Origin of the sequence: Nonomuraea sp. NPDC003804 (assembly GCF_040610675.1) — a bacterium.
In the GTDB taxonomy this organism is placed as follows: Bacteria; Actinomycetota; Actinomycetes; order Streptosporangiales; family Streptosporangiaceae; genus Nonomuraea.
The window spans coordinates 107,977-127,004 of record NZ_JBEXMT010000015.1 but is presented as its reverse complement, the minus strand read 5'-3'; the positions used below and the strand labels follow the sequence as shown (position 1 = coordinate 127,004).

Sequence of the window (19,028 nt, the reverse complement as noted above, 5' to 3'; positions counted from 1 at the left end):
TCACGCGCCCTTCCCCTCCTCGACCCGCCGCCCCGCGTAGAGCGCCGCCGCCATCCGCATCCCCTCCGACCAGGCCACCGGACCGACCTCGCGCAGCGCGAGCGTGCGGCCGTCCTGGTCGCTCCACCGCAGGTCGCCCGTCGCCACGTCGTCGTCCCAGTACGGCTCGCCGATCCACACCGCGGCCTCGGTGATGCGCCCGGCGTCGCGCACCCTGCAGGTGGCGTAACCGCCGGACACCCGGTAGCCGAGCGAGGTGGCGCGGGCGGCCAGCCCGAAGCGCGAGTCGAAGCTGCCGCCGGCGAACTCCTTCACCGCGCTGTCCCGCTCGCCCAGCTCGGCGGGCTTGCGCCAGGTGGCGCGGTGGATCTGCTCGACCTTCTGGACCACGCCGAGCTCGGCGGCGAACTCGCGCAGCTCCTCCAGGTCCTGCAGGAGCACCGGGTGCGGCAGGGTCACCGTCCGCGGCGACAGCCGTACGGTCTCGCCGTCGAGGTCGACCACCCGCAGCTCGCCCGTGTCGGTGGCGTCGCGCAGGAAGCCGACCTCGTCGGGATCGTCGCCGACCACGACCAGGTCGCGCAGCGCCGACTGCCACGCCTCGTCGGGCCACACGCGGGCCAGCAGCTCGGTGGGGACGGGCAGCGACGAGACCATCCACGCGTCGACCTGGGCGACGCAGGAGGCGGCGTGCCGGTCGAGCCACTCGGCGAGGCGGCGCAGCCGGTCCACCTCGGGATGGTCTCGTAACGCCTTCGGCAGCGACTTCAGCTGACGTCCCGCCGCCCTGCCGGCGGTGGCTCTCGCCGCCACCCGGCCTTCGATGAGGGCGACCTCATATCCGTCGCCCGCCGCCAGCCAACCCAACGCTGCCGCCTTTCGCCCATGCCGAAGACGCGGGACGCAGCTCCCGCGGCTGTGATGATGCGCGGAACGCTAGCGGCATCCACCGACAAATGCGCACGGAAGCCCTGCGGGCGCGGGCTTCCGGACTGCGCGAGGGCCACCGGAGGAGCGAGAGCCACCGGAGGAGCGGGGCCACCGGATGAGCGGTGGCTACCGGAGGAGGCGCATCGCGGCGCTCTCGGTTACCCGGTGGCCAGGAAGCAGGCCGACATCTCCATCGAGGCCTCCACCACCTGGTGGTCGGGCTTGTGCCAGATGGTCTCCTCGCCGCGCGACTTCACGCGCCTGCGGGGAGCGGCCCCTGGTCATCGGATGCATTCGGGGCGAAGCTCGCGAAGTAGCTCGCCGCCATGTCGTCGTCCCCGTGTCCCTGAGCCTCCGCCCTCCTGAACCGCTCGCCCGCGGCCTCGGCCAGGTCCACCGCGACGCCCGCGCCCGCCGCCGCCTCGGCGATCAGCCGGGTGTCCTTCTCGGCGTTGCGCACGGTGAAGCTGGGCGTGTAGTCCCCGGCCAGGATGGCCTTCACCTTCGCCTGCAGGTACGGGTTGTCCATCGGCCCGCCGGTGATGACCTCGCCGAACAGCGCCGGATCCACGCCGAGCCCCTTGGCCAGCGCCAGCGCCTCGGCGACCACCGAGGTCAGCGAGATCCCGAAGCCGACCGTCGTGAGCTTGAGCCGGGTGGCCGCCCCCACCTCGCCGACCCACAGGGTCTTGGCGCCGATCACGGAGAAGACCGGCTCCAGTCGCTCGTCGGCGGGCCCCGCCGCGAGGATGACCAGTGTCCCGGCCTCGGCGGGCTGCCGGGTGCCCTGCACCGGCGCGTCCACGAACACCAGCCCGTGTGACCGGGCGACATCGGCGAGCCGGTCGATGGCGGCGACGCCGACGGTGCTCATCTGCGCCCACACCTGCCCGGCGCGCAGCCCGGGCACGGCCGCCGACATCGCCTCCTGGACCGCGTCACCGTCGTTCAGCATCGTGATCACGACGTCCGCGCCCGCCACGGCCTCGGCCGGGCCGGCGGCGACGACCGCGCCGTCGGCCTCCAGCGGCAGCGCCCTCTCCCTCGTCCGGTTCCAGACCGCCACCTCGTGGCCCGCCCTCGCCAGATTGCGCGCCATGGCCGCGCCCATGATCCCCGTGCCCAGCACTGCGACCCTGGTCATATCGAACTCCAATCGTGAATGAACAGTACAGAAAGCGTCAGTTCGACGACGGCCACCAGCCGCCGCCGGTCGGCGCCCGCCTTGCCCTGGACGCGCAGGCCCTGGATCGTGGTCACGAGGAGGTCGGCCATCGCGGTCACGTCGGCGTCGGGCGGCAACTCGCCGCGCTCCCTGGCGCGGCGCAGCACGGCGGTGAAGGCCGTGGCGTTGCGGTCGAGCGCCCCGCCCGCCACCCTGCCGGCGACCGGGTCGGCGGGCAGCCGCTCGGTCACGGTGTTGGTGATCAGGCAGCCACGCCGCCCGGGATCGGTTACCGTGGCCTCCACCAGCGCGATCAGCACATCCCTTAGCACCTCGCGGATGGGTGCCGCGCTGTCCAGGCGGGTGGCGATGTCGGCGGAGGAGCGCTCGGCGTAGCGCGTGAGCGCCGCCTCGTACAGCCCCTCCTTGCTGCCGAAGGCGGCGTACAACGAGCCGCGGCCGATCCCCGTCGCCTCCACCAGGTCCTGGATGGAGGTGGCGGCGTAGCCCTTGCTCCAGAAGACGCCGATCGCCGCCTCGACCACCGCGTCGGTGTCGAACTCCCTCGTTCTCGCCACGCGGCTCACTCTACCCCATATCTGGAACGCACATTCAAGATTCCAGGCGCGGAGGGCCCGCCCCTGTCGACCATCCCCACCGGGCGCATCGATGCGGCGAAAATGCCCAAACGATGACTTTTCTTCACTTACCGCCAACGAAGCGCCGGGTAAGGAGGTGTCAGATCGGCCTGGGCGGCGGATGCCCGCCTGGAACGACGGGGGGAGTCGCCGTGCGCGTAGTCGTTGACCTCACACGCTGTCAGGGATACGGGCAGTGCGCCTTCCTGGCGCCGGACGCGTTCGTCATGCTCGGCCAGGAAGCGCTTCTCTACGACACCGACCCCGATGACGGCCAGCGCGAGCGGGTGCTCCAGGCCGCGGCCGCCTGTCCCGTGCAGGCCATCCACCTCGACCGGATGGCCACCCAGCACCGGACCGTGGACCCCGAGCTGTCGCATCCGACGAGTGACAGCGACGGCAAGTTCAAGCGCAGCGGGCACATCGTCATCGTCGGCGCGTCCCTGGCCGGCGGCCGCGCCGCGGGCGTCCTGCGCAGGGACGGCTTCAAGGGCACCGTGACCCTGGTCGGCGACGAGCCGTACCAGCCGTACGACCGGCCGCCGCTGTCCAAGCAGGTGCTCAAGGGCATGGTCGAGGCCGAGCACACCATGCTGCCCCACCTGCGGGAGATCGACGTCGAATGGGTGGCGGGAACCCCCGCGACCGGGCTCGACCTCGGCGCCAAGCAGGTCCGCCTCGCCGACGGCCGGACGATCGACTTCGACAAGGTGCTGATCGCCACCGGCGCGCGGGCCAGGCCGTGGCCGAAACCGGAAGAGGCCGCGCTCGACGGGGTGTACGTGCTGCGCACCCTCGAAGAGGCACGCCAGGTGCGGGACCGGCTGGCCGCCGGCGTCGGCAGGGTGCTGGTCATCGGCGGCGGGTTCACCGGATGCGAGGTGGCCTCGGTCTGCCGCGACCTCGATCTGCCCGTCACCCTCGTCGAGGCCGGGCAGGCGCCGCTGCACGGCTCGATGGGCGAGGTGATCGGCGCCGTCGCGGCCGACATGCAGCGCGAGGCGGGCGTCGACCTGCGGTGCGGGGTCACCGTCAGGGCGCTCGAAGGAGACGCCGCCGGCCGGCTGGTGGGGGCGGAGCTGTCCGACGGCAGCCGGGTCGAGGCCGACGTGGCGGTGGTCGCGCTCGGCGCCATCCGCAACGTCGAATGGCTGCAGGGCTCCGGGCTGGCGGCAGGACCCTGGGGTGTGGCCACCGACGCGGGCTGCCGCGCCTTCGACATCAACGGCCTGGTCACCGACGACGTCTTCGTCGCCGGTGACGTGGCGCGCTTCCCGCACCCGGTCTACCACTACCAGTTCATGGCGCTGGAGCACTGGGGCAACGCGGTCGCCCAGGCCGAGATCGCCGCCCACAACATGCTCAGCGACCAGGCCCACCGCTGGCCGCACCTGTCGCTGCCGGTCTTCTGGTCCATCCAGTTCGGCGTCAACATCAAGTCGGTCGGCGTGCCGACCGTGGCCGACGAGATCGCGATCGTGCAGGGCTCGGTGGACCGGCGCAGGTTCGTCGCCGTCTACGGCTTCCGCGGCAGGATCACCGCCGCGGTCACCTTCGACCAGGCGATGTGGCTGGACTTCTACCGGGACCAGATCGAGCGGGCCGCGCCGTTCCCGCCCGAGGCCCGCATGGTCGGCCGGACACAGGAGGTGCGGCCGGTGCCCGCCGGGGTCCCTCAGCGGCTGGCCCCGGCCGAGGGCGCGACGGTGGTGGTGACCGGGCACGACCCGGCCGAACGCCGCGTCACGCTCGTACGGCATTCGCAGTAGCACCCTCGAACGACAAGACAGGGAGGCACCTTCGTGGCGCCGGCAAGCATTTACGAGCAGATCCTCCAGTTCGCCAACCGGGCCGACCCGTACACGCTGTACACCGAACTCCGCAAGACGCCCGTGGCGCGCCAGGAGGACGGCAGCTACGTCGTCAGCACCTACGACGCGATCGTCGCGCTGCTGCACGACCCGCGGGTCAGCTCCGACGCCGAGAACCTGAACGAGCCGCCGCCCACCGGCGGGCTGCCGCCCTCGTTCATCATGCGCGATCCGCCCGAGCACGACCGGCTCCGGAGCCTGGCGATGCGCCATTTCGGACCGCCGCACTCGCCGCGCGTGGTCGACAACCTGCGCGGGGACCTCCAGCGGATCGTCACGGGCCTGGTCGACGGCCTCGACGGCCGCACGCGGGCCGACGTCGTCGACGACGTCGCCTACCCCTTCCCCGTCACGGTGATCTGCCACCTGCTCGGCGTACCGCGCGAGGACGAGCCTCGCTTCCACACCTGGGCCACGGCAATCGTGGAGAGCATCGGCCCCGGCGAGGGGGACGCGGAGGAGCGGGAACGGCGACACCAGGCCGCCAGGCTCGAGCTCGGCCGCTACCTCGGCGAGCTCGCCGAGGCCCACCGCCGCGATCCGGGTGACGACCTCATGTCGGGCCTGGTCACCTACAGCGGTCCCGAGGGCTCGATGTCGGACGTCGACGTGATGGCGACCTGCGCGCTGCTGCTGCTCGCCGGGCACGAGACCACGGTCAACCTCATCGCCAACGGCATGCTCACCATCCTGCGCAACCCGTGGATGATCGACCGGCTCCGCAAGGAGCCCGAACTGATCATCCACACCGTCGAGGAGTTGCTGCGCTTCGAGCCGCCCGTGCACTTCCTGCCGCAGCGCGTCGCCTTCGACGACATCACCGTCGCGGGCGTCGACATCCCCAAGGGCTCCTCCATCATCCTGGCGCTCGCCTCGGGCAGCCGCGACCCCGCGCACGTGCACGATCCCGACCGCTTCGACCCGGACCGCCCCTACATCCAGCACCTCGGCTTCGGCGGGGGCATCCACCAGTGCTTCGGCGCGCCGCTGGCCCGGCTCGAGGCCCAGATCGCCCTGCGCGAGCTGGTGAGCCGGCTGGTCAACCCGCGGCTGGTCACCGACCCGCCGCCCTACCGCCCCAGCGCGGTACTGCGCGGGCCGCGCCACGTCGAGATCGACTACGACCAGGTCCTGCCGTCGCAGCAGCTCTGAGCGGGCCGGGCAGCCACCGGCCGCCCGGCGCGGAAGGGGATCACGCCACGGGGGCCGGGGGCGGGGAAACGGGGAATGCGGTGAAGGGAAACGACCTGGGACTGCCCGGCGGCGTGCGGGCGTGCCTGTTCGACCTGGACGGCGTGCTCACCCGGACGGCCACGGTGCACGCCGCCGCGTGGGAGGAGATGTTCGACGGCTACCTGAGAGAGCGGGCCAGGGCGCGCGGCGAGCCGTACGTGCCCTTCGACCCGGTGGCCGACTACGACGACTACGTGGACGGCAGGCCCCGCGCCGACGGCGTCCGCGCCTTCCTCGCCTCCCGCGGCATCGAACTGCCCGAGGGCGGCCCCGACGACCCGCAGCGGGCCGACACCGTGAAGGGGCTGGCCGACAGGAAGAACGTGATCCTGCTGCGCAGGATGAAGCAGGACGGCGTGCGGCCCTACGAGGGGTCGGTGCGCTACGTCAAGGCGGCGCGGGAGGCGGGGCTGCGCCGCGCCGTGGTCTCCTCCAGCGCCAACTGCCGCGACGTGCTGGTCGCCGCGGGCATCGAGGACCTGTTCGAGGTGCGTGTCGACGGGCTCACCGCGGAGCGGGAGCACCTGGCGGGAAAGCCGGCGCCGGACATGTACCTGGCGGGCGCGCGGGCGTTCGCGATGGACCCGGCCGGCTGCGCGGTGTTCGAGGACGCCCTCGCGGGAGTGGCGGCGGGCCGGGCCGGCGGCTTCGGGTTCGTGGTCGGCGTCGACCGGGCGGGCCAGGCGGCCGAGCTCAGGGCGCACGGCGCCGACGTCGTGGTGAAGGACCTGGCCGAGCTCCTGGAGCACCGGTGATCAGCCATGCCGCCTTCCCCACCGAGCCGTGGTGCCTGCGCGCCACCTACCTCGACCTGGACGTCCTGGCCCACTACGAGTCGCTGTTCGCGCTGTCCAACGGCCACATCGGCTGGCGGGGCAACCTCGAGGAGGGCGAGCCGCACGGCCTGCCGGGCTGCTACCTCAACGGCGTCTACGAGCTGCGGCCGCTGCCGTACGCGGAGGCGGGCTACGGCTACCCGCAGTCCGGCCAGACCGTCATCAACGTGACGAACGGCAAGCTGATCCGGCTGCTCGTCGACGACGAGCCGTTCGACGTCCGCTACGGGGAGCTGCGCTCGCACGAGCTGCTGCTCGACCTGCGCGCCGGGGTGCTGCACCGCCGGGCCGAATGGGCCTCGCCCTCCGACGACGTGGTGCGCGTGTCCTCTGCCCGGCTGGTGTCCTTCACGCAGCGCTCGGTGGCGGCCATCTGCTACGACGTGGAGACCCTGGCCCGCCCGGTGCGGCTGGTGGTGCAGTCGGAGCTCGTCGCCAACGAGCCGCTCCCGCCGCCCGGCGGCGATCCACGGGTCGCCGCCGCGCTGCAGGCCCCGCTGCTCGGCCTGGAGCACGGCGCCAAGGACGCTCGCGCAGGGCTGCTGCACCGCACCAGGGAGAGCCGCCTGATCGTCGCGGCGGGCATGGACCACGTCGTCGAGGGGCCGGACAACGTGCTGGTCAGCGCCGAGAGCGGGCCCGACCTCGGCCGGGTGACGGTGACGGTGTTCCTCAGCCCGGGGGAGCGGCTGCGCCTGGTCAAGTTCGTCGGGTACGGCTGGTCGGCCGTGCGGTCGGAGCCTGCCGTACGCGACCAGGCGGCCGCCGCGCTCACCGGCGCGGTGCAGACCGGATGGGACGGCCTGCTGGCCCAGCAGCGCGCCTACCTCGACACGTTCTGGGGCAACGCGGACGTGCAGGTCGACGGGGACGGCGAGGTCCAGCAGGCGGTGCGCTTCGCGATGTTCCACGTGCTGCAGGCCGGCGCTCGGGCGGAGGGCAGGGCGATCCCGGCCAAGGGGCTGACCGGGCCCGGCTACGACGGGCACAGCTTCTGGGACACCGAGGCGTACGTGCTGCCCCTGCTCACCCAGGTTCTGCCGGACAGCGCCGCGCACGCGCTGCGCTGGCGGCACTCCACCCTGCCGCTGGCCATGGAGCGGGCACGCCAGCTCGGCCTGCGCGGCGCCGGCTTCCCGTGGCGGACGATCAACGGCGAGGAGTGCTCGGGGTACTGGCCGGCGGGCACCGCGGCCTTCCACATCAACGCCGACATCGCCGACGCGGTCGTCCGCTACGTCGACTGCACGGCGGACGAGGACTTCGACCGCGGAATCGGGCTCGAACTGCTGGCGCAGACCGCGCGGCTGTGGCGGTCGCTGGGGCACCACGACGCCCAGGGCCGCTTCCACATCGACGGGGTGACCGGACCCGACGAGTACAGCGCCATCTCCGACGACAACGTCTACACCAACCTGATGGCCCAGCAGAACCTGGTGGCCGCCGCCGAGGCCGCGGGCCGCCATCCCGAACGCGCCCGCGAGCTCGGCGTCGACCAGGAGGAGATGGCCGGCTGGCGCGACGCGGCGGAGGCGATACACGTCCCCTACGACGCCACGCTCGGCGTCCACCCCCAGGCGGCCGGGTTCACCGGCCACGAGGTGTGGGACTTCGCGGCCACCACCGACGAGCAGTACCCGCTGCTGCTGCACTTCCCCTACTTCGACCTGTACCGCAAGCAGGTGGTCAAGCAGGCCGACCTGGTGCTGGCCATGTTCCGGCGCGGCGACGCCTTCACCCCCGAGCAGAAGGCCCGCAACTTCGACTACTACGAACGGCTCACCGTCCGCGACTCCTCCCTGTCGGCGGGCGTCCAGGCGGTGCTCGCCGCCGAGGTCGGGCACCTGCGGCTGGCCTACGACTACGTGGCCGAGGCCGCGCTGATGGACCTCGACGACCTGGAGCACAACACCCGCGACGGGCTCCACATCGCCTCGCTGGCGGGCAGCTGGATGGCCCTGGTCAACGGCCTGGCCGGCATGCGTAGCCGGCGCGGCGGGCTGACCTTCGCGCCGCGCCTTCCCGACGGGTTGTCGCGGCTCGGCTTCACCATCGTGATGCGGGGGAGCAGGCTGGCGGTGCGGGTGGACCAGGGCAGCGCCACCTACACGCTGCTCGACGGCGACCCGCTGCCCCTCCTGCACCACGGCAAGCCGATCACGGTCGCCCACGGCTCGCCCGTCACCTGCCCCGTTCCGGCGCCGCCGCCGGCGACCGCCGCGCCCCGCCAGCCGCGCGGGCGCGAACCGGCCCGGCGCCGCCTGCGGCCGGCGGAGGGCGCCTCCTCCATGACGGCCGCCACCTGAGCACGCGGGCGCACGCCGCCGGGGCGTCGATCAGATCCGGCGGGCCTTGCGCCACGACCTGTCGTACAGCGTGTGTCGCCGTCGAGCGTCGAGGGTCCGCCCACGTCGCCCAGCGTGGGACCGTTGACCGACTTGCGGCTGGAGACGAACCGGTGCTTGCCCGTGGTGGAGTCGATGCCCAGGTAGATCCCCACATGGTCAATGGCGGTGCCGTCGTTGGTGGCGGCGTCCCAGAACAGCAGGTCGCCGGGCTGCAGGTCGGCGTAGGAGCCGGGCTTGCGGCCTCCTCCGTCGACGACCGTCACGCCCGGGGCGGTGCCGGCGGCCATGCCGACCGCCCTGCGTGGCAGCGCGCCCGCCGGCATCGCGCCCTCGACGCCCAGCGGCAGCCCGCCGCGGTAACCGAAGACCATGCGGACGAAGCCGGAGCAGTCCAGCGCGCCCTTCTGCTTCGCCTCCGGAGCGTCCGTCCTGCCGGGATAGGACCAGGAGACGCCGAGGTAGTCGTTGAAGTCGGAGCCCTCCTGACGGGTCCCGTCGGGCAGCAGCGGCCCGTAGTCGGCGTCACCCGCGTAGCGCAGGCCGTCCTTGGTCCTGCCGGGCGCCTCGGCGAGGTACTGCGAGGCGATCGCCAGCAGGTCCTCCTCTCCGGCCGGGCGCGGACGGTCCAGCCACTCGCCGGCCCACGGCGCGCGCGGCGTCCACGGCGCGGGCAGCAGCCACACCCTGGCCCTGGTGGCCACGCTCACCGGGCTGTTCGCTCGGTCAGGGGCCGCAGGTCGCCGAACGTCAGCGCGGTCCTGGCCCCCTTCAAACCAGGTTCCCAAGAGCGTGATGACCAACTACACCAAGGACTACCGGGCCTGGCTGGCCGGACGCTGCGTCTAGAGCCGCCGGCCGCTCCGCACCGGCGACCGGCGCGGTCGCGACCGGCCGTGGGACCGCGCTCCCACGGCTGCGTCGTCCTGCCGGAGGAGAGGGCGGCGGCGGCCGGGGCGCGGGTCGTAGCGGCGGCTCCGTCTGCGCGGAGGAGGTGACGGGCGGGCCGCGTCCCTAGGTTCGAGGCATGACGCGTGGAGATGCGCCGGCGGCACGGCCGCGGCGGCGGCTGCTGCGGCGGGGCGCCCTGTGGGCCGCGGGCCTGCTCGCGCTGGCCGCGAGCGGGGGGTTCCTGTACGAGACGGTCGCCCGGCAGGACGACGCCGCACGCCACCGGATGCCGGGACGGCTGGTCGACGTCGGCGGCCACCGCCTGCATCTGCACTGCACAGGGACCGGCGCGCCCACCGTCGTCCTGGAGGCGGGCCTGGCCGAGTCGAGCGCGAGCTGGGAGCCGATCCAGCGGCGGCTGTCGGAGGGCAACCGGGTGTGCTCCTACGACCGGGCCGGATACGCGTGGAGCCGGCAGAGCCCGTCGCCGCCGACCGCCGAGCGGGCCGCCGAGGACCTGCACGCGCTGCTGGCCGCCGCGGGCGAGGCGGGTCCCTATGTCCTGGTCGCGCACTCCTTCGGCGGCAACAGCGTGCGGATCTTCGCCGACCGCCGGCCGGAACTCACCGCCGGCCTGGTGCTGGTCGACGTCACCGACGAGACGGCCGCCGGGGCGATCGAGGTCTCCCGGCCGCTGCTGGCCGTCCAGTTCACCGCCTACCAGCTCGCCGCCCGCCTGGGCCTGCTCCGGCTGTTCGGCGACGCCTTCGTGCCGGCCTCGGCCACCGGCGCGGCTCGCGAGCACGCCGTCGTCGTCTACGGCTCCGGCAGCATGGCGGCCGCCCGGGCCGAGGCGTGGGCGGCCGCCGACGGCGCCGCGCAGGTCCGCGCGACGGTCCGGCCGCGGGCGTGGGGCGACCTGCCGGTCGTGGTGATCTCCCCGTCCGGCCAGGAGACGACCGCTACGGCACGCGCCGCGGACCTCGCCGCCCTGTCGACGCACGGCCGGCTGGTGGTCGCCGACACGGCCGACCACTACGTGCACATCGCGCGGCCCGGCCTGGTCCTCGACGCCGTCCAGGAGGTGATCGCCGCGGCCCGTACGCGGTGAAGGAACGGACGAAGCGGGAGTTGTCTATCCTTGCCTGGACCCCACCCCGGCCGCGGTCGCGGACCTGAGGAGGCTCCCCATGTCCCGCCCCGCCGAGCACGACTTCGCCGCCATGCGGCCCCCGTGGGAGCTGCGCCGTCACCAGCGTGACGCCCTCGACGAGCTGGAGCGCCTCTTGGCGGCGGGGCGCCGTCGGGCCTGGCTGGTGCTGCCGCCCGGAGCCGGCAAGACGCTCGTGGGGCTGGAGGCGGCGCGGCGGCTCGGCCGGCCGGTCGCGGCCAGCGTGGGGATCTCCGGGACCCACGTCCAGATGCCGTGCGCCCAGTGCAGGACCAGCTTGACCCCGATGATCGCCAGGATGACAGCCAGGCCGTAGTTGAGATGCCGCAGCTTGGCCAGCGCGCCGCGCAGCACGAAGGACAGCGCCCGCAGGCCCAGCAGCGCGAAGGCGTTGGTGGTGAAGACGAGGGAGGACAAACCTGGAGAGCGCTCCACCCCTGCAGGCCGACCGGACCGGCCGTCTGGGTTTGGACCTGGGAATGGGTGCGCGAGAGGAGCGGTCAAGCGCGCTGGCGTGGCCGGGCTGTCCTCGGTTGGAGGGTCAGGCGGAGGTGGGCAGGATCCAGGTGCTGCCGGCTACTCGGCGCAGGCCAAGGTTGAGCAGACGGCGGAGGTTGAGCGCGGCCATGCGGGTGCGCAGCCACCAGTGGGCGGCGGCGGTGTCGCGATGGCGCAGACGGCGGCAGCGGCCTGCAGGCCCAATCGGCCAGGCGATGGAGCGTTCGACCATGGGCCGGTGCTTCCGGTTCTGGGCTGGTGTGTCGCCGGGAATCACCCGAACGCGGGCTTTGGCGAGGATGTCCAGGCCCATGTAGCGGCGTGCTTCGACCCACTCGTCGGTCTGCTCGGCCAGCACAGCCCCGACCAGCCGGATGATCGCGGCCCGGTTGGGGAAGATCTGCTCGCCTCATCTCACGCCTTCAATCGCTTGATGGCACGGCGCCAACTCTCCTCCGCGACGGAAACGGGCTGCGGCGGCGGCCCCAGGTTAGTTTCACCGTTCTCTCGAGCGTGAGAGTAACCAGCCCGGGGTCGCTTCTCCGGAACCTTGCGCCTCTTCGTAGGTCTCGGAGGTGATCCCAGACGCGAACCCCCGTGCCGGCACCTAGGAATCCGATGGCCGTGAACAGCTTGAGCAGCTTGCCGGGCCGCGAGTCGATCAGCGCGATCAACTCCTCGGCGCGGACCTGCGCGCGTATGGAGTCCCGATACCGAAGGTGAGCGGACCAGCGGACGAGCCTCTTCGCCAGCCACGGCGAGACGTCGCACATCTCGTTGACGACCAGGCCCGCGACGAAGGCGAATATGATCTCCCAGCCGCTCAACGAGCTCCTCCGGCCAGTAGCGTGTTCAGCCAGGCGAGCGGCGCGAAGCCGAGCGCCGGGCGGGTCGTGAGCGCGGACGGGCGGCGCTGGGCCAGGAGAGCGCGGGCGGCGGGCACACCCTCGCCGGTCAGCTCGTAGAACCGGCGACGCGGGCCGGGCTGGTCGTCGGCGAGTTCTTCCCATCTCCCCTTGACCCAGTGGGCGTCTTCGAGCCGGTCGAGGACCTTGTAGACGGTGGGACCGGCGCGGCCGGTGGCTTTCATGATGGCCCAGCCGTGCATCTCCTCACTCCGTTGCTGGGCCTGAACCAGCACTTCGAGGACGTCCAACGTGGGCTGTGTGACTCGTTCAACGCCCGCCATAGATCTATCTTACCTAGATGAAATAAGGTATTGCTGACGACGACTCCTCCGGGATGCCGTGCAGCTCGCCCTGCCAGACCAGGGCCTCCATGCCAGTGACGAGGTGGCCGTGACGTTCCGCGGCATCCTCGGAAGCCTCGATCCCGAGGATGAGATCGTCGTGCACCGCGCTGGGGAGGGGGCGGCCCGCGGGGTGTTCAGCGGCGAAGACGGGGTGCTGTTCGTTCTCCGCTGGTCTGAGCTCGTCGTCGCGTAGCCGAAAGACCGCGTCACGACGAGGTGTTCAGAAGGACGGGAAGGAGTCGTGGCCTTCCCACGCCCGGCGCACCGGCCTCGGCGCAGCGCTCGAGCTCCGAAGATCGGCTGCTTAGTTGTCGCGGTCGGCGGTGTGGGTCACGTCGACGCAGCAACGCGGCGGTCCTACCCGGCGAGCGGAAGGCCGTATCCGCGCGGTCTCATTCGACGGGTGATTGACTTGAAGCCTGTCCTCCGCCGCCGTGCCGACTCAGGAGCTGATCGGCATCCGATCGGCGTGCTCAACGACAGGCGCCCGTCGGGATCGAGTTCAAGAAGAGCATGCTTGGCTCACTGGGCGCAATGGTTGTGACCGCGTCCGACCTGGTGCCGTACAGATTCATCTGCCCACATGAGCGGATTCCCACCCTGTGCAGATGAGATGCCCCCCACGTGAGGGAGGCGGATCCCCTTGCCGGGGGAGACCCGTCTGGTGGACGTCGCAGCACAGTGGTAGCCGAGGAGGGGTCATGAGGATCGCGTATGCGGCGATGGCATGGACGGGCCTGTACGTGGCGTCGAAGGTGTCGTACGCCCTGGATGGGCGGCTCGGCGTCACGGGCGGGCCGCGCGTGTCGCCTGACAGCTACCAGGTGTACGGGCCTGGGGAGGTGGCGCTGGCGCAGTGGGCCAACGCCGGGAGCGCGCTGCTCATCATCGCGGTCCTGATCATTGGCCGGCTCAGCCTGCCGGGGCGGTGGCCGCGCAGGATCCTGCTCGCGCTGCATTGGCTGGTCACGGCGATGGCAGCCGTGGGCGGCGTCGGCATGCTGGTCACCGGGCTGTTCACTGACCGGGGCGGCGCGCTGTTCGGCGGCTACTGTTCGGTGTGGGCCGTCCTGCTGTTCCTGAGCACGCGCGAGCTGCAGCGCCGCCCGACGCGCGAGCTCCCGTTGCGGGCGGTGCCCCGATGACCTCCGCCGAGGACGGGCCGGCGCCGGCCTGGAACTCGTGGGCGCCGCGCGCGGTGCTTGCCTGGGCCCTGCTGTACGGCACGCTCCAGGCGCACTGGGCGTTCGTCGACAGCCCGCCACAGATGTCTCCGGTAGGCGTCGATCTGACCGCTTTCTCCGGGTGGAAGGCGGTCGTGCTCTGTCTGGCCGCGGTGGCGGTCACGGTCGGGCTCGCGCGGCTGCGGCGGTCGATTGTGGCCCGTCGCGTCCTGCTGGCCGGGGCGTGGATCGTGAGCGGGGCGTTGATCGTGGCCGCGGCCCTGTTCCTGCTGGACGTGGTCGGTGGGCTGCTGCCCGGCATCGGCGTGCGTTCTTTCCGTTGGGCTTCCTCAGCCGTACCGCGTGCCTGACGGGAGGAGCGCTGGTAGCCGCTGTGGCCTTGATGCACGCGCGGCGCCTGCGCGGCGGTTGCCTCGCCTGTGGCCGCACGCCGGAGGTCGCGCGGGCCGAGCACGCGCCGAGGTGGGCGAAAGGGGCGGCCTACGCCGCCACCGCGGGCTGCGCGGTTCGGGTCATCGCCCAGCTGGTCGTGGGCTTCGACAGCGCAGGGCTGGGCGTCGGCGTCTCGTTGGTGCTGTTCGAGGTTGGCTTCGTGCTGGCGGACCGCTGGCCCCTTCACCGAGCCAACACGCATCCTGGGCTCCGGGCTCAAGAGGTCCCGGAGTCGGGAGCATGGCTACCCATGCCGAGTCACGGCGGTAGGTGAAGAGGCTCGGCCGTCAGGGCCGTCGGGATCACGTGGCGGGACGATGTCGATCTCCGGACTGCTCGACCGCGAGGGTCTGCGCCAGGGCCAGACCGCGGCGATTCGTACCGCTCCTATTCTGGCCTCTCGTTAGTACCTATGGCCGACGTTGAGAATGGAGAAGCATTGCCCTCCATAGAGATCGCCCGCAAGGTCTTGGCGGCCCAGCCGTTCAGCGCTCTACTGGGCGCACGGCTGGTCGCCTTCGGCGACGGAAAGGCAACCTTGGAGCTGGACATTCGCGACGACCTGCGCCAGCAGAACGGTTTCCTTCACGGTGGAGTCCTGGCCTATGCCGCAGACAACGCCTTGACCTTCGCCGCCGGCACTGTGGCCGGCGCGAACCTGGTCACCTCCGGGTTCACCATCGACTATCTGCGGCCCGCCGTCGGCGCGACGTTGCGCGCACGCGCGCATGTCGTCCGCGCCGGCCGGACCCGCGTCGTCTGCCAGTGCGAGCTGTCGACCGTGGGCCCTGATGGTCTCGAGACCCTGTGTGCCGTGGCGCAAGGCACCATCGCAGTTCCGGTCAGCTCGTAAGCGCGTCGGCGAAGGGCGGTAAGGAGTTGAGATCAGTGGGGCTGCGGCGTGTCGCGGTCGGTGAACCTGGGATGATCAGCAACAGGAACGGCAACGCCACGCCCGCCATGGCTATGGCGGGCACCCAACCGGCCCAGGCCGGAGCCGTGCGGGGTGCCGCGGCGGGCGATGTGCGGTTTGATGCCGGTGCGCCAGACCAGGCGGCGGTACTTGTCGTGGTCGTATCCGCGGTCGGCGTACAGCCAGTCGGGCCGCTTGCGGGGCCGTCCCACTCGGCCCCGCACCGGCGGGATCGCCTTGATCAGCGGCAGGAGCTGGGTGACGTCGTTGCGATTGCCGCCGGTCAGGGACACGGCGAGGGGTATCCCGTTGCCGTCGGTGATGACGTGGTGTTTCGAGCCCGGCTTGGCACGGTCGACCGGGCTCGGCCCGGTTTTGGGCCGCCCTTGAGCGCCCGGACATGCGAGCTGTCAGTCACCGCCTTGGACCAGTCCAGCTGGCCGGCGGCGTGCAGTTCGGCGAGCAGGAGCTGGTGCAGTTTGTCCCACACTCCGGCCTGGTGCCAGTCGCGCAGGCGTCGCCAGCAGGTCATGCGCCCGAGTCGAAGCCCAGTTCCTAAGGCAGGAACTCCCACGGGATCGCGGTGTAGAGCACGAACAAGATGCCCTGCAAGGCGAGCCGGTCATCCAGACGTTTGCGGCCCGGATGGCGTCGACGCCGCTCCACCTTCGGTAACAGCGGCTCAATCCGCTCCCACAGGCTGTCCGGCACAATGACCGAGCCCGGCACATGGCGGATGATGCTCGCAACCTCGTCGTAGTCCTTCCAGCTGCCGACCCCCAGAAACGGCGCCAGCCCACGGGTGGGCAGCGGCGCGGACGGGTTGGTGACGGGCGCAGGCCAGCCGACGCAGGCCAGCGGCCACCACGCCCGCTGCCCCGCGAAGTTCGGCGACAGCTCTTCCGCCCTCCGGAGCGCCTCGCGGTAGGCGGCGTAGCTCCCGTACCCCGCGCCGTCCATGCGGTGCGTCATGTTCTGCCAGGCGAGTGAGGGAACTTGGGGCTGCCCGAGGCCTGTCCGACGTAGTCGGCGAACCCCGAGGCATCACCGTCGGCCGCCTTTTTGATCGCATCGGCCAGCTGGACCCAGCGCGGGACGTCGGGTTTGCGAAGGTCTTGACGCGGGCTCCTCCACTGACAACGGCGCGACGGTGGTTTCGGTCATCGGGCGTCGCTCCCCTCATCATCAGGTCCGCCGCTGGTTGTGGAATCCCCGGGTCTCCAACTGTCTGTACGCGACATCAGTAGGTGGTCTTCGTAGAAGAGTTGGTTGGCCCGGAGAGAGAGCTGGTAGCGGACGGCGTGCCCATCGCGGAAACGCTCGAGCAGGCCCGCCTTGAAGAGGCGGGTCAGGTGGTAGGAGACGGTGGACGGGCTCAGATGGTGTGTGGCCGCGAGTTGGGTGGTCGTACGTGGGCGCACAAGGCTACGGAGCAGCATGAGACGGGTGTGCCCGAGCACCTCACCGAGGCTCTGCTCGGCGCGGTGCAGCGGTTCGGGATTCCCAAGGGCGTCGGGCCTGAGCGCCGGGTAGACCAGGCGGAGCCCGCCGTTCTCGGGAGCATGAAATTCCAGGAAACAGCGGTGTGCCAACGTCGAGGGGACGAGCACGATCGGCTGATCCCACGCGATGTCCAACTCGTCCTCGTGTTCGATGCGCAACCTCTGGTCGCGGTAGGTGACCGTCGGATGCAGTGAACGCAGCCCTCGACCCAGCCCTTCGTCGGCCAGCGTGGCCGTCCTGCGGCGGATGTCAGCCCGCACCCAGTCTTCGATGTCTGGCCAGTGGGGGGCGAGGCATAGTCGGTAGAAACGCTCCGTCTCATCGACCAAGCGGCGCCTGAGCGGATGATCCTCCGACGTCATCAGGTCTCTCGCGGCCCGCGCGACCTTCGAGCCTGACGACGCCGACCAGCTCAGACCCTCCAGGAGGACTTTCAGCTCCTGAGTGATCGCTGGTACGGCCACGCCGTCCTGAACGGGATCAAGAGGTAGATCGGCTGGGTCGCGGTGGCCCCACAGGAGCGAGAGCAGGGGAAATCGCTGCCATGTGCGGGGGGCGCGGGCCATCCGCGCCCACGCGGGTTCCTGCCAGGAGATCCTCGGTGCGAACCACCGGTACTGCAACGCGATGGCGGTCTCCATCAACGGTGACACCGCGAATCGGGTGGCTTCCAGCGCCGCAGCGCTCAAACGCAGCTGAATCATGACTGGGCTTTCGATGCTACTCGAATGATCTGTACGGCCACCATAGCGATCACTTGAATCGGTGCTGCACGGGCTCGCCCGCGACCTCACGGGCGAGGGCGGCTACACCGGCGGTGCTCGTTGCAGGAGGAGAGTTCAGTGAAGCGCTCGTCGGGGTCACGAAGCCCGATCGATCTGTATTCGGTAGGCGTAACCGCCATGACAGGCAGGGCGAAACGACGGATGGTGGTCACCAGCGTCGCGGCGACGCCGCAGACCCCACTGTCGCGGCGCTCACGGCCGGCCCACGGAAGGTTGGGCCCGTTTGTCGTGTGTGGGGCACCGTTGGCGGCGCGTAGAGAGGCTTCGCCGTACAGGTAATCATGAGGGTTCTCCGTGCGTGTCTTCAAGCAGGGAATTGAACAGATGGGGTCGCCGGAGAACGGTATCTCCCTTGCGTCGAACGTCAGGGGCCGGCGGGTTTGTCTGGGCCCGCTCTCCTGCAGGTGATTGACCCAGGCGGCTACCGGCCAAATTTCGACTGGCGGCGCGGGCGTGATCACGGCGGGCTTACCCCGAGAGGCTCAGCAGAAAGCTGTTCCTCATGCAGGTCAACAGCCGGGCAGATGCCGATCTCCGCAACCCCTCCTACAGTCCGAAAGGTTACGACATGCGTTTCTCTAAAATCGCTCATTCCGCCACGCTGGGGTGTGTGGCGTTAGCTCTGACTCTCGCCCTCGCCTCCTGCGGCGGCGCTGATCGCGGAGGCGAACAAGGTGGTGACACCGCTGGCAGCGGCGTGGACAAGGCGAGTCTCATTGAGAAGATGAAAACCGAGCCGGACATCCAGGGCATACCCGAGTCGACTGTGTCCTGCATCGCGGACGTCGCACTGAAGTACGGCGACAAGAAGAGCCTTCAAGGTTACGTCGACGGTTCTGTCAAATCGATTGATGACGTCAAGGGCCTCGGCAAGGAAGACAAGGAGGCTGAGCAAGCAAGCTGGAAGTGCGCTCAGTAACCAGCTGATCGGACTTGATCACGATCAAGTTCCCGAAGGTTGCTGGAGTCTGTCACTCAAGCCCTCGGCATGGTCGAAGGAAATGCTTGAATTTCCGTTTCAGTCCGGGCTTCCAGGTCCAGCCTCACGCGCACCAGATGCGCTGCTGTAGGCCCGTGACTGAAGCGGGAACGGGTCGCCGACGGTGGACCGAAAGCCACGTGGCCACGGGCGCACGGCGTCAACTCACGATTCCCTCGATCGAGCCGGTCTGGGAACGCGCGGCGTCGCCGCGCTCGCCCACCGGGAAGTGCGTTAACACGTCCTGGGCGGTGACCGGGAGGCCTTCATCACCACCCGAAAGCGACACCCCGTAGGGACGCCACCGCCGTCACTGGCATGCGTCACGCACTTCCCGGCGTCCACCCGGTTCAGATGGCCGTGAACGAACACTGCGGCGTCACCGAACACGGCTGTCAGCGG

General features: G+C 71.0%; 17 protein-coding genes and 4 pseudogenes. 11 read left to right on the top strand and 10 right to left on the bottom strand.

Going from position 1 to position 19,028, the window contains the following annotated elements:
* The 3 genes from ABZX22_RS21710 to ABZX22_RS21700 form a co-directional block, all read right to left on the bottom strand.
* On the bottom strand, positions 1 to 867 hold the full coding sequence (locus tag ABZX22_RS21710; RefSeq protein ID WP_354911780.1) for a DUF4132 domain-containing protein: 867 nt from the start codon (positions 865 to 867) through the stop codon (positions 1 to 3).
* 316 nt (positions 868 to 1,183) lie between these two features.
* The gene (locus ABZX22_RS21705; RefSeq protein WP_354911777.1) at positions 1,184 to 2,074 is read right to left on the bottom strand and encodes an NAD(P)-dependent oxidoreductase; all 891 of its coding nucleotides are present in this window, start codon (positions 2,072 to 2,074) and stop codon (positions 1,184 to 1,186) included.
* A complete protein-coding gene (locus ABZX22_RS21700) occupies positions 2,071 to 2,673 on the bottom strand; it encodes a TetR/AcrR family transcriptional regulator (protein ID WP_354911774.1) in 603 nt (200 codons plus the stop codon). The genes ABZX22_RS21705 and ABZX22_RS21700 overlap by 4 nt, the downstream gene beginning before the upstream one ends.
* A gap of 212 nt (positions 2,674 to 2,885) precedes the next feature.
* On the opposite strand from ABZX22_RS21700, the gene ABZX22_RS21695 reads away from it, so the two are divergent.
* The 4 genes from ABZX22_RS21695 to ABZX22_RS21680 all read left to right on the top strand — a co-directional run bounded on the left by ABZX22_RS21695 (position 2,886) and on the right by ABZX22_RS21680 (position 8,979).
* Entirely contained in the window at positions 2,886 to 4,502 is a 1,617-nt protein-coding gene (locus tag ABZX22_RS21695) for an FAD-dependent oxidoreductase (RefSeq protein WP_354911772.1), read from the top strand.
* A gap of 33 nt (positions 4,503 to 4,535) precedes the next feature.
* On the top strand, positions 4,536 to 5,756 hold the full coding sequence (locus ABZX22_RS21690) for a cytochrome P450 (protein ID WP_354911769.1): 1,221 nt from the start codon (positions 4,536 to 4,538) through the stop codon (positions 5,754 to 5,756).
* Positions 5,757 to 5,836: 80 nt separating this feature from the next.
* Positions 5,837 to 6,592 (top strand): HAD-IA family hydrolase, encoded by a 756-nt coding sequence (locus ABZX22_RS21685; RefSeq protein ID WP_354911767.1) that lies wholly within the window; start codon positions 5,837 to 5,839, stop codon positions 6,590 to 6,592.
* Entirely contained in the window at positions 6,589 to 8,979 is a 2,391-nt protein-coding gene (locus ABZX22_RS21680; protein ID WP_354911765.1) for a glycosyl hydrolase family 65 protein, read from the top strand. The genes ABZX22_RS21685 and ABZX22_RS21680 overlap by 4 nt, the downstream gene beginning before the upstream one ends.
* Positions 8,980 to 9,161: 182 nt before the next feature.
* Here the strand turns inward: ABZX22_RS21680 and ABZX22_RS21675 are convergent.
* Positions 9,162 to 9,704 (bottom strand): annotated as a pseudogene (locus ABZX22_RS21675) (NlpC/P60 family protein); the annotation flags it as partial.
* Positions 9,705 to 10,045: 341 nt separating this feature from the next.
* On the opposite strand from ABZX22_RS21675, the gene ABZX22_RS21670 reads away from it, so the two are divergent.
* Positions 10,046 to 11,020 carry an alpha/beta hydrolase gene (locus tag ABZX22_RS21670; protein ID WP_354911763.1) on the top strand — a complete coding sequence of 325 codons (975 nt, stop codon included), beginning with the start codon at positions 10,046 to 10,048 and terminating at the stop codon, positions 11,018 to 11,020.
* 79 nt (positions 11,021 to 11,099) lie between these two features.
* A complete protein-coding gene (locus ABZX22_RS21665; RefSeq protein WP_354912003.1) occupies positions 11,100 to 11,396 on the top strand; it encodes a DEAD/DEAH box helicase family protein in 297 nt (98 codons plus the stop codon).
* Here the strand turns inward: ABZX22_RS21665 and ABZX22_RS21660 are convergent.
* From ABZX22_RS21660 to ABZX22_RS21645, 4 genes and pseudogenes are all read right to left on the bottom strand, one after another.
* Positions 11,357 to 11,515, bottom strand: a pseudogene (locus tag ABZX22_RS21660) (hypothetical protein); the annotation flags it as partial. The gene ABZX22_RS21665 and the pseudogene ABZX22_RS21660 overlap by 40 nt on opposite strands.
* 346 nt (positions 11,516 to 11,861) lie before the next feature.
* Positions 11,862 to 11,978: pseudogene (locus ABZX22_RS21655) on the bottom strand (transposase); the annotation flags it as partial.
* A gap of 22 nt (positions 11,979 to 12,000) precedes the next feature.
* Complete coding sequence (locus ABZX22_RS21650) at positions 12,001 to 12,405, bottom strand: hypothetical protein (RefSeq protein WP_354911760.1); 405 nt, start codon at positions 12,403 to 12,405, stop codon at positions 12,001 to 12,003.
* Positions 12,402 to 12,734 carry a helix-turn-helix transcriptional regulator gene (locus ABZX22_RS21645; protein WP_354911758.1) on the bottom strand — a complete coding sequence of 111 codons (333 nt, stop codon included), beginning with the start codon at positions 12,732 to 12,734 and terminating at the stop codon, positions 12,402 to 12,404. Before ABZX22_RS21645 ends, ABZX22_RS21650 begins: the two co-directional genes overlap by 4 nt.
* A 91-nt stretch (positions 12,735 to 12,825) precedes the next feature.
* Between ABZX22_RS21645 and ABZX22_RS21640 the strand changes: the two genes are divergently transcribed.
* The 4 genes from ABZX22_RS21640 (at position 12,826) to ABZX22_RS21625 (ending at position 15,299) form a co-directional block, all read left to right on the top strand.
* Positions 12,826 to 13,023 (top strand): hypothetical protein, encoded by a 198-nt coding sequence (locus ABZX22_RS21640; protein WP_354911756.1) that lies wholly within the window; start codon positions 12,826 to 12,828, stop codon positions 13,021 to 13,023.
* A 508-nt stretch (positions 13,024 to 13,531) separates the two neighbouring features.
* Positions 13,532 to 13,975, top strand: a complete 444-nt coding sequence (locus tag ABZX22_RS21635; RefSeq protein WP_354911753.1) for a hypothetical protein — start codon at positions 13,532 to 13,534, stop codon at positions 13,973 to 13,975.
* The gene (locus ABZX22_RS21630) at positions 13,972 to 14,364 is read left to right on the top strand and encodes a hypothetical protein (RefSeq protein ID WP_354911750.1); all 393 of its coding nucleotides are present in this window, start codon (positions 13,972 to 13,974) and stop codon (positions 14,362 to 14,364) included. The genes ABZX22_RS21635 and ABZX22_RS21630 overlap by 4 nt, the downstream gene beginning before the upstream one ends.
* Before the next feature lie 494 nt (positions 14,365 to 14,858).
* Entirely contained in the window at positions 14,859 to 15,299 is a 441-nt protein-coding gene (locus ABZX22_RS21625) for a PaaI family thioesterase (protein ID WP_354911747.1), read from the top strand.
* A gap of 128 nt (positions 15,300 to 15,427) precedes the next feature.
* Here the strand turns inward: ABZX22_RS21625 and ABZX22_RS21620 are convergent.
* A pseudogene (locus ABZX22_RS21620) lies at positions 15,428 to 16,088 on the bottom strand (IS5 family transposase); the annotation flags it as partial.
* Positions 16,089 to 16,519: 431 nt separating this feature from the next.
* Positions 16,520 to 17,566, bottom strand: coding sequence for a winged helix-turn-helix domain-containing protein (locus ABZX22_RS21615; RefSeq protein ID WP_354911744.1), 1,047 nt, complete (start codon positions 17,564 to 17,566; stop codon positions 16,520 to 16,522).
* 583 nt (positions 17,567 to 18,149) lie between these two features.
* On the opposite strand from ABZX22_RS21615, the gene ABZX22_RS21610 reads away from it, so the two are divergent.
* Positions 18,150 to 18,566, top strand: coding sequence for a hypothetical protein (locus ABZX22_RS21610; RefSeq protein ID WP_354911741.1), 417 nt, complete (start codon positions 18,150 to 18,152; stop codon positions 18,564 to 18,566).
* The last annotated feature ends 462 nt before the right edge of the window (positions 18,567 to 19,028 follow it).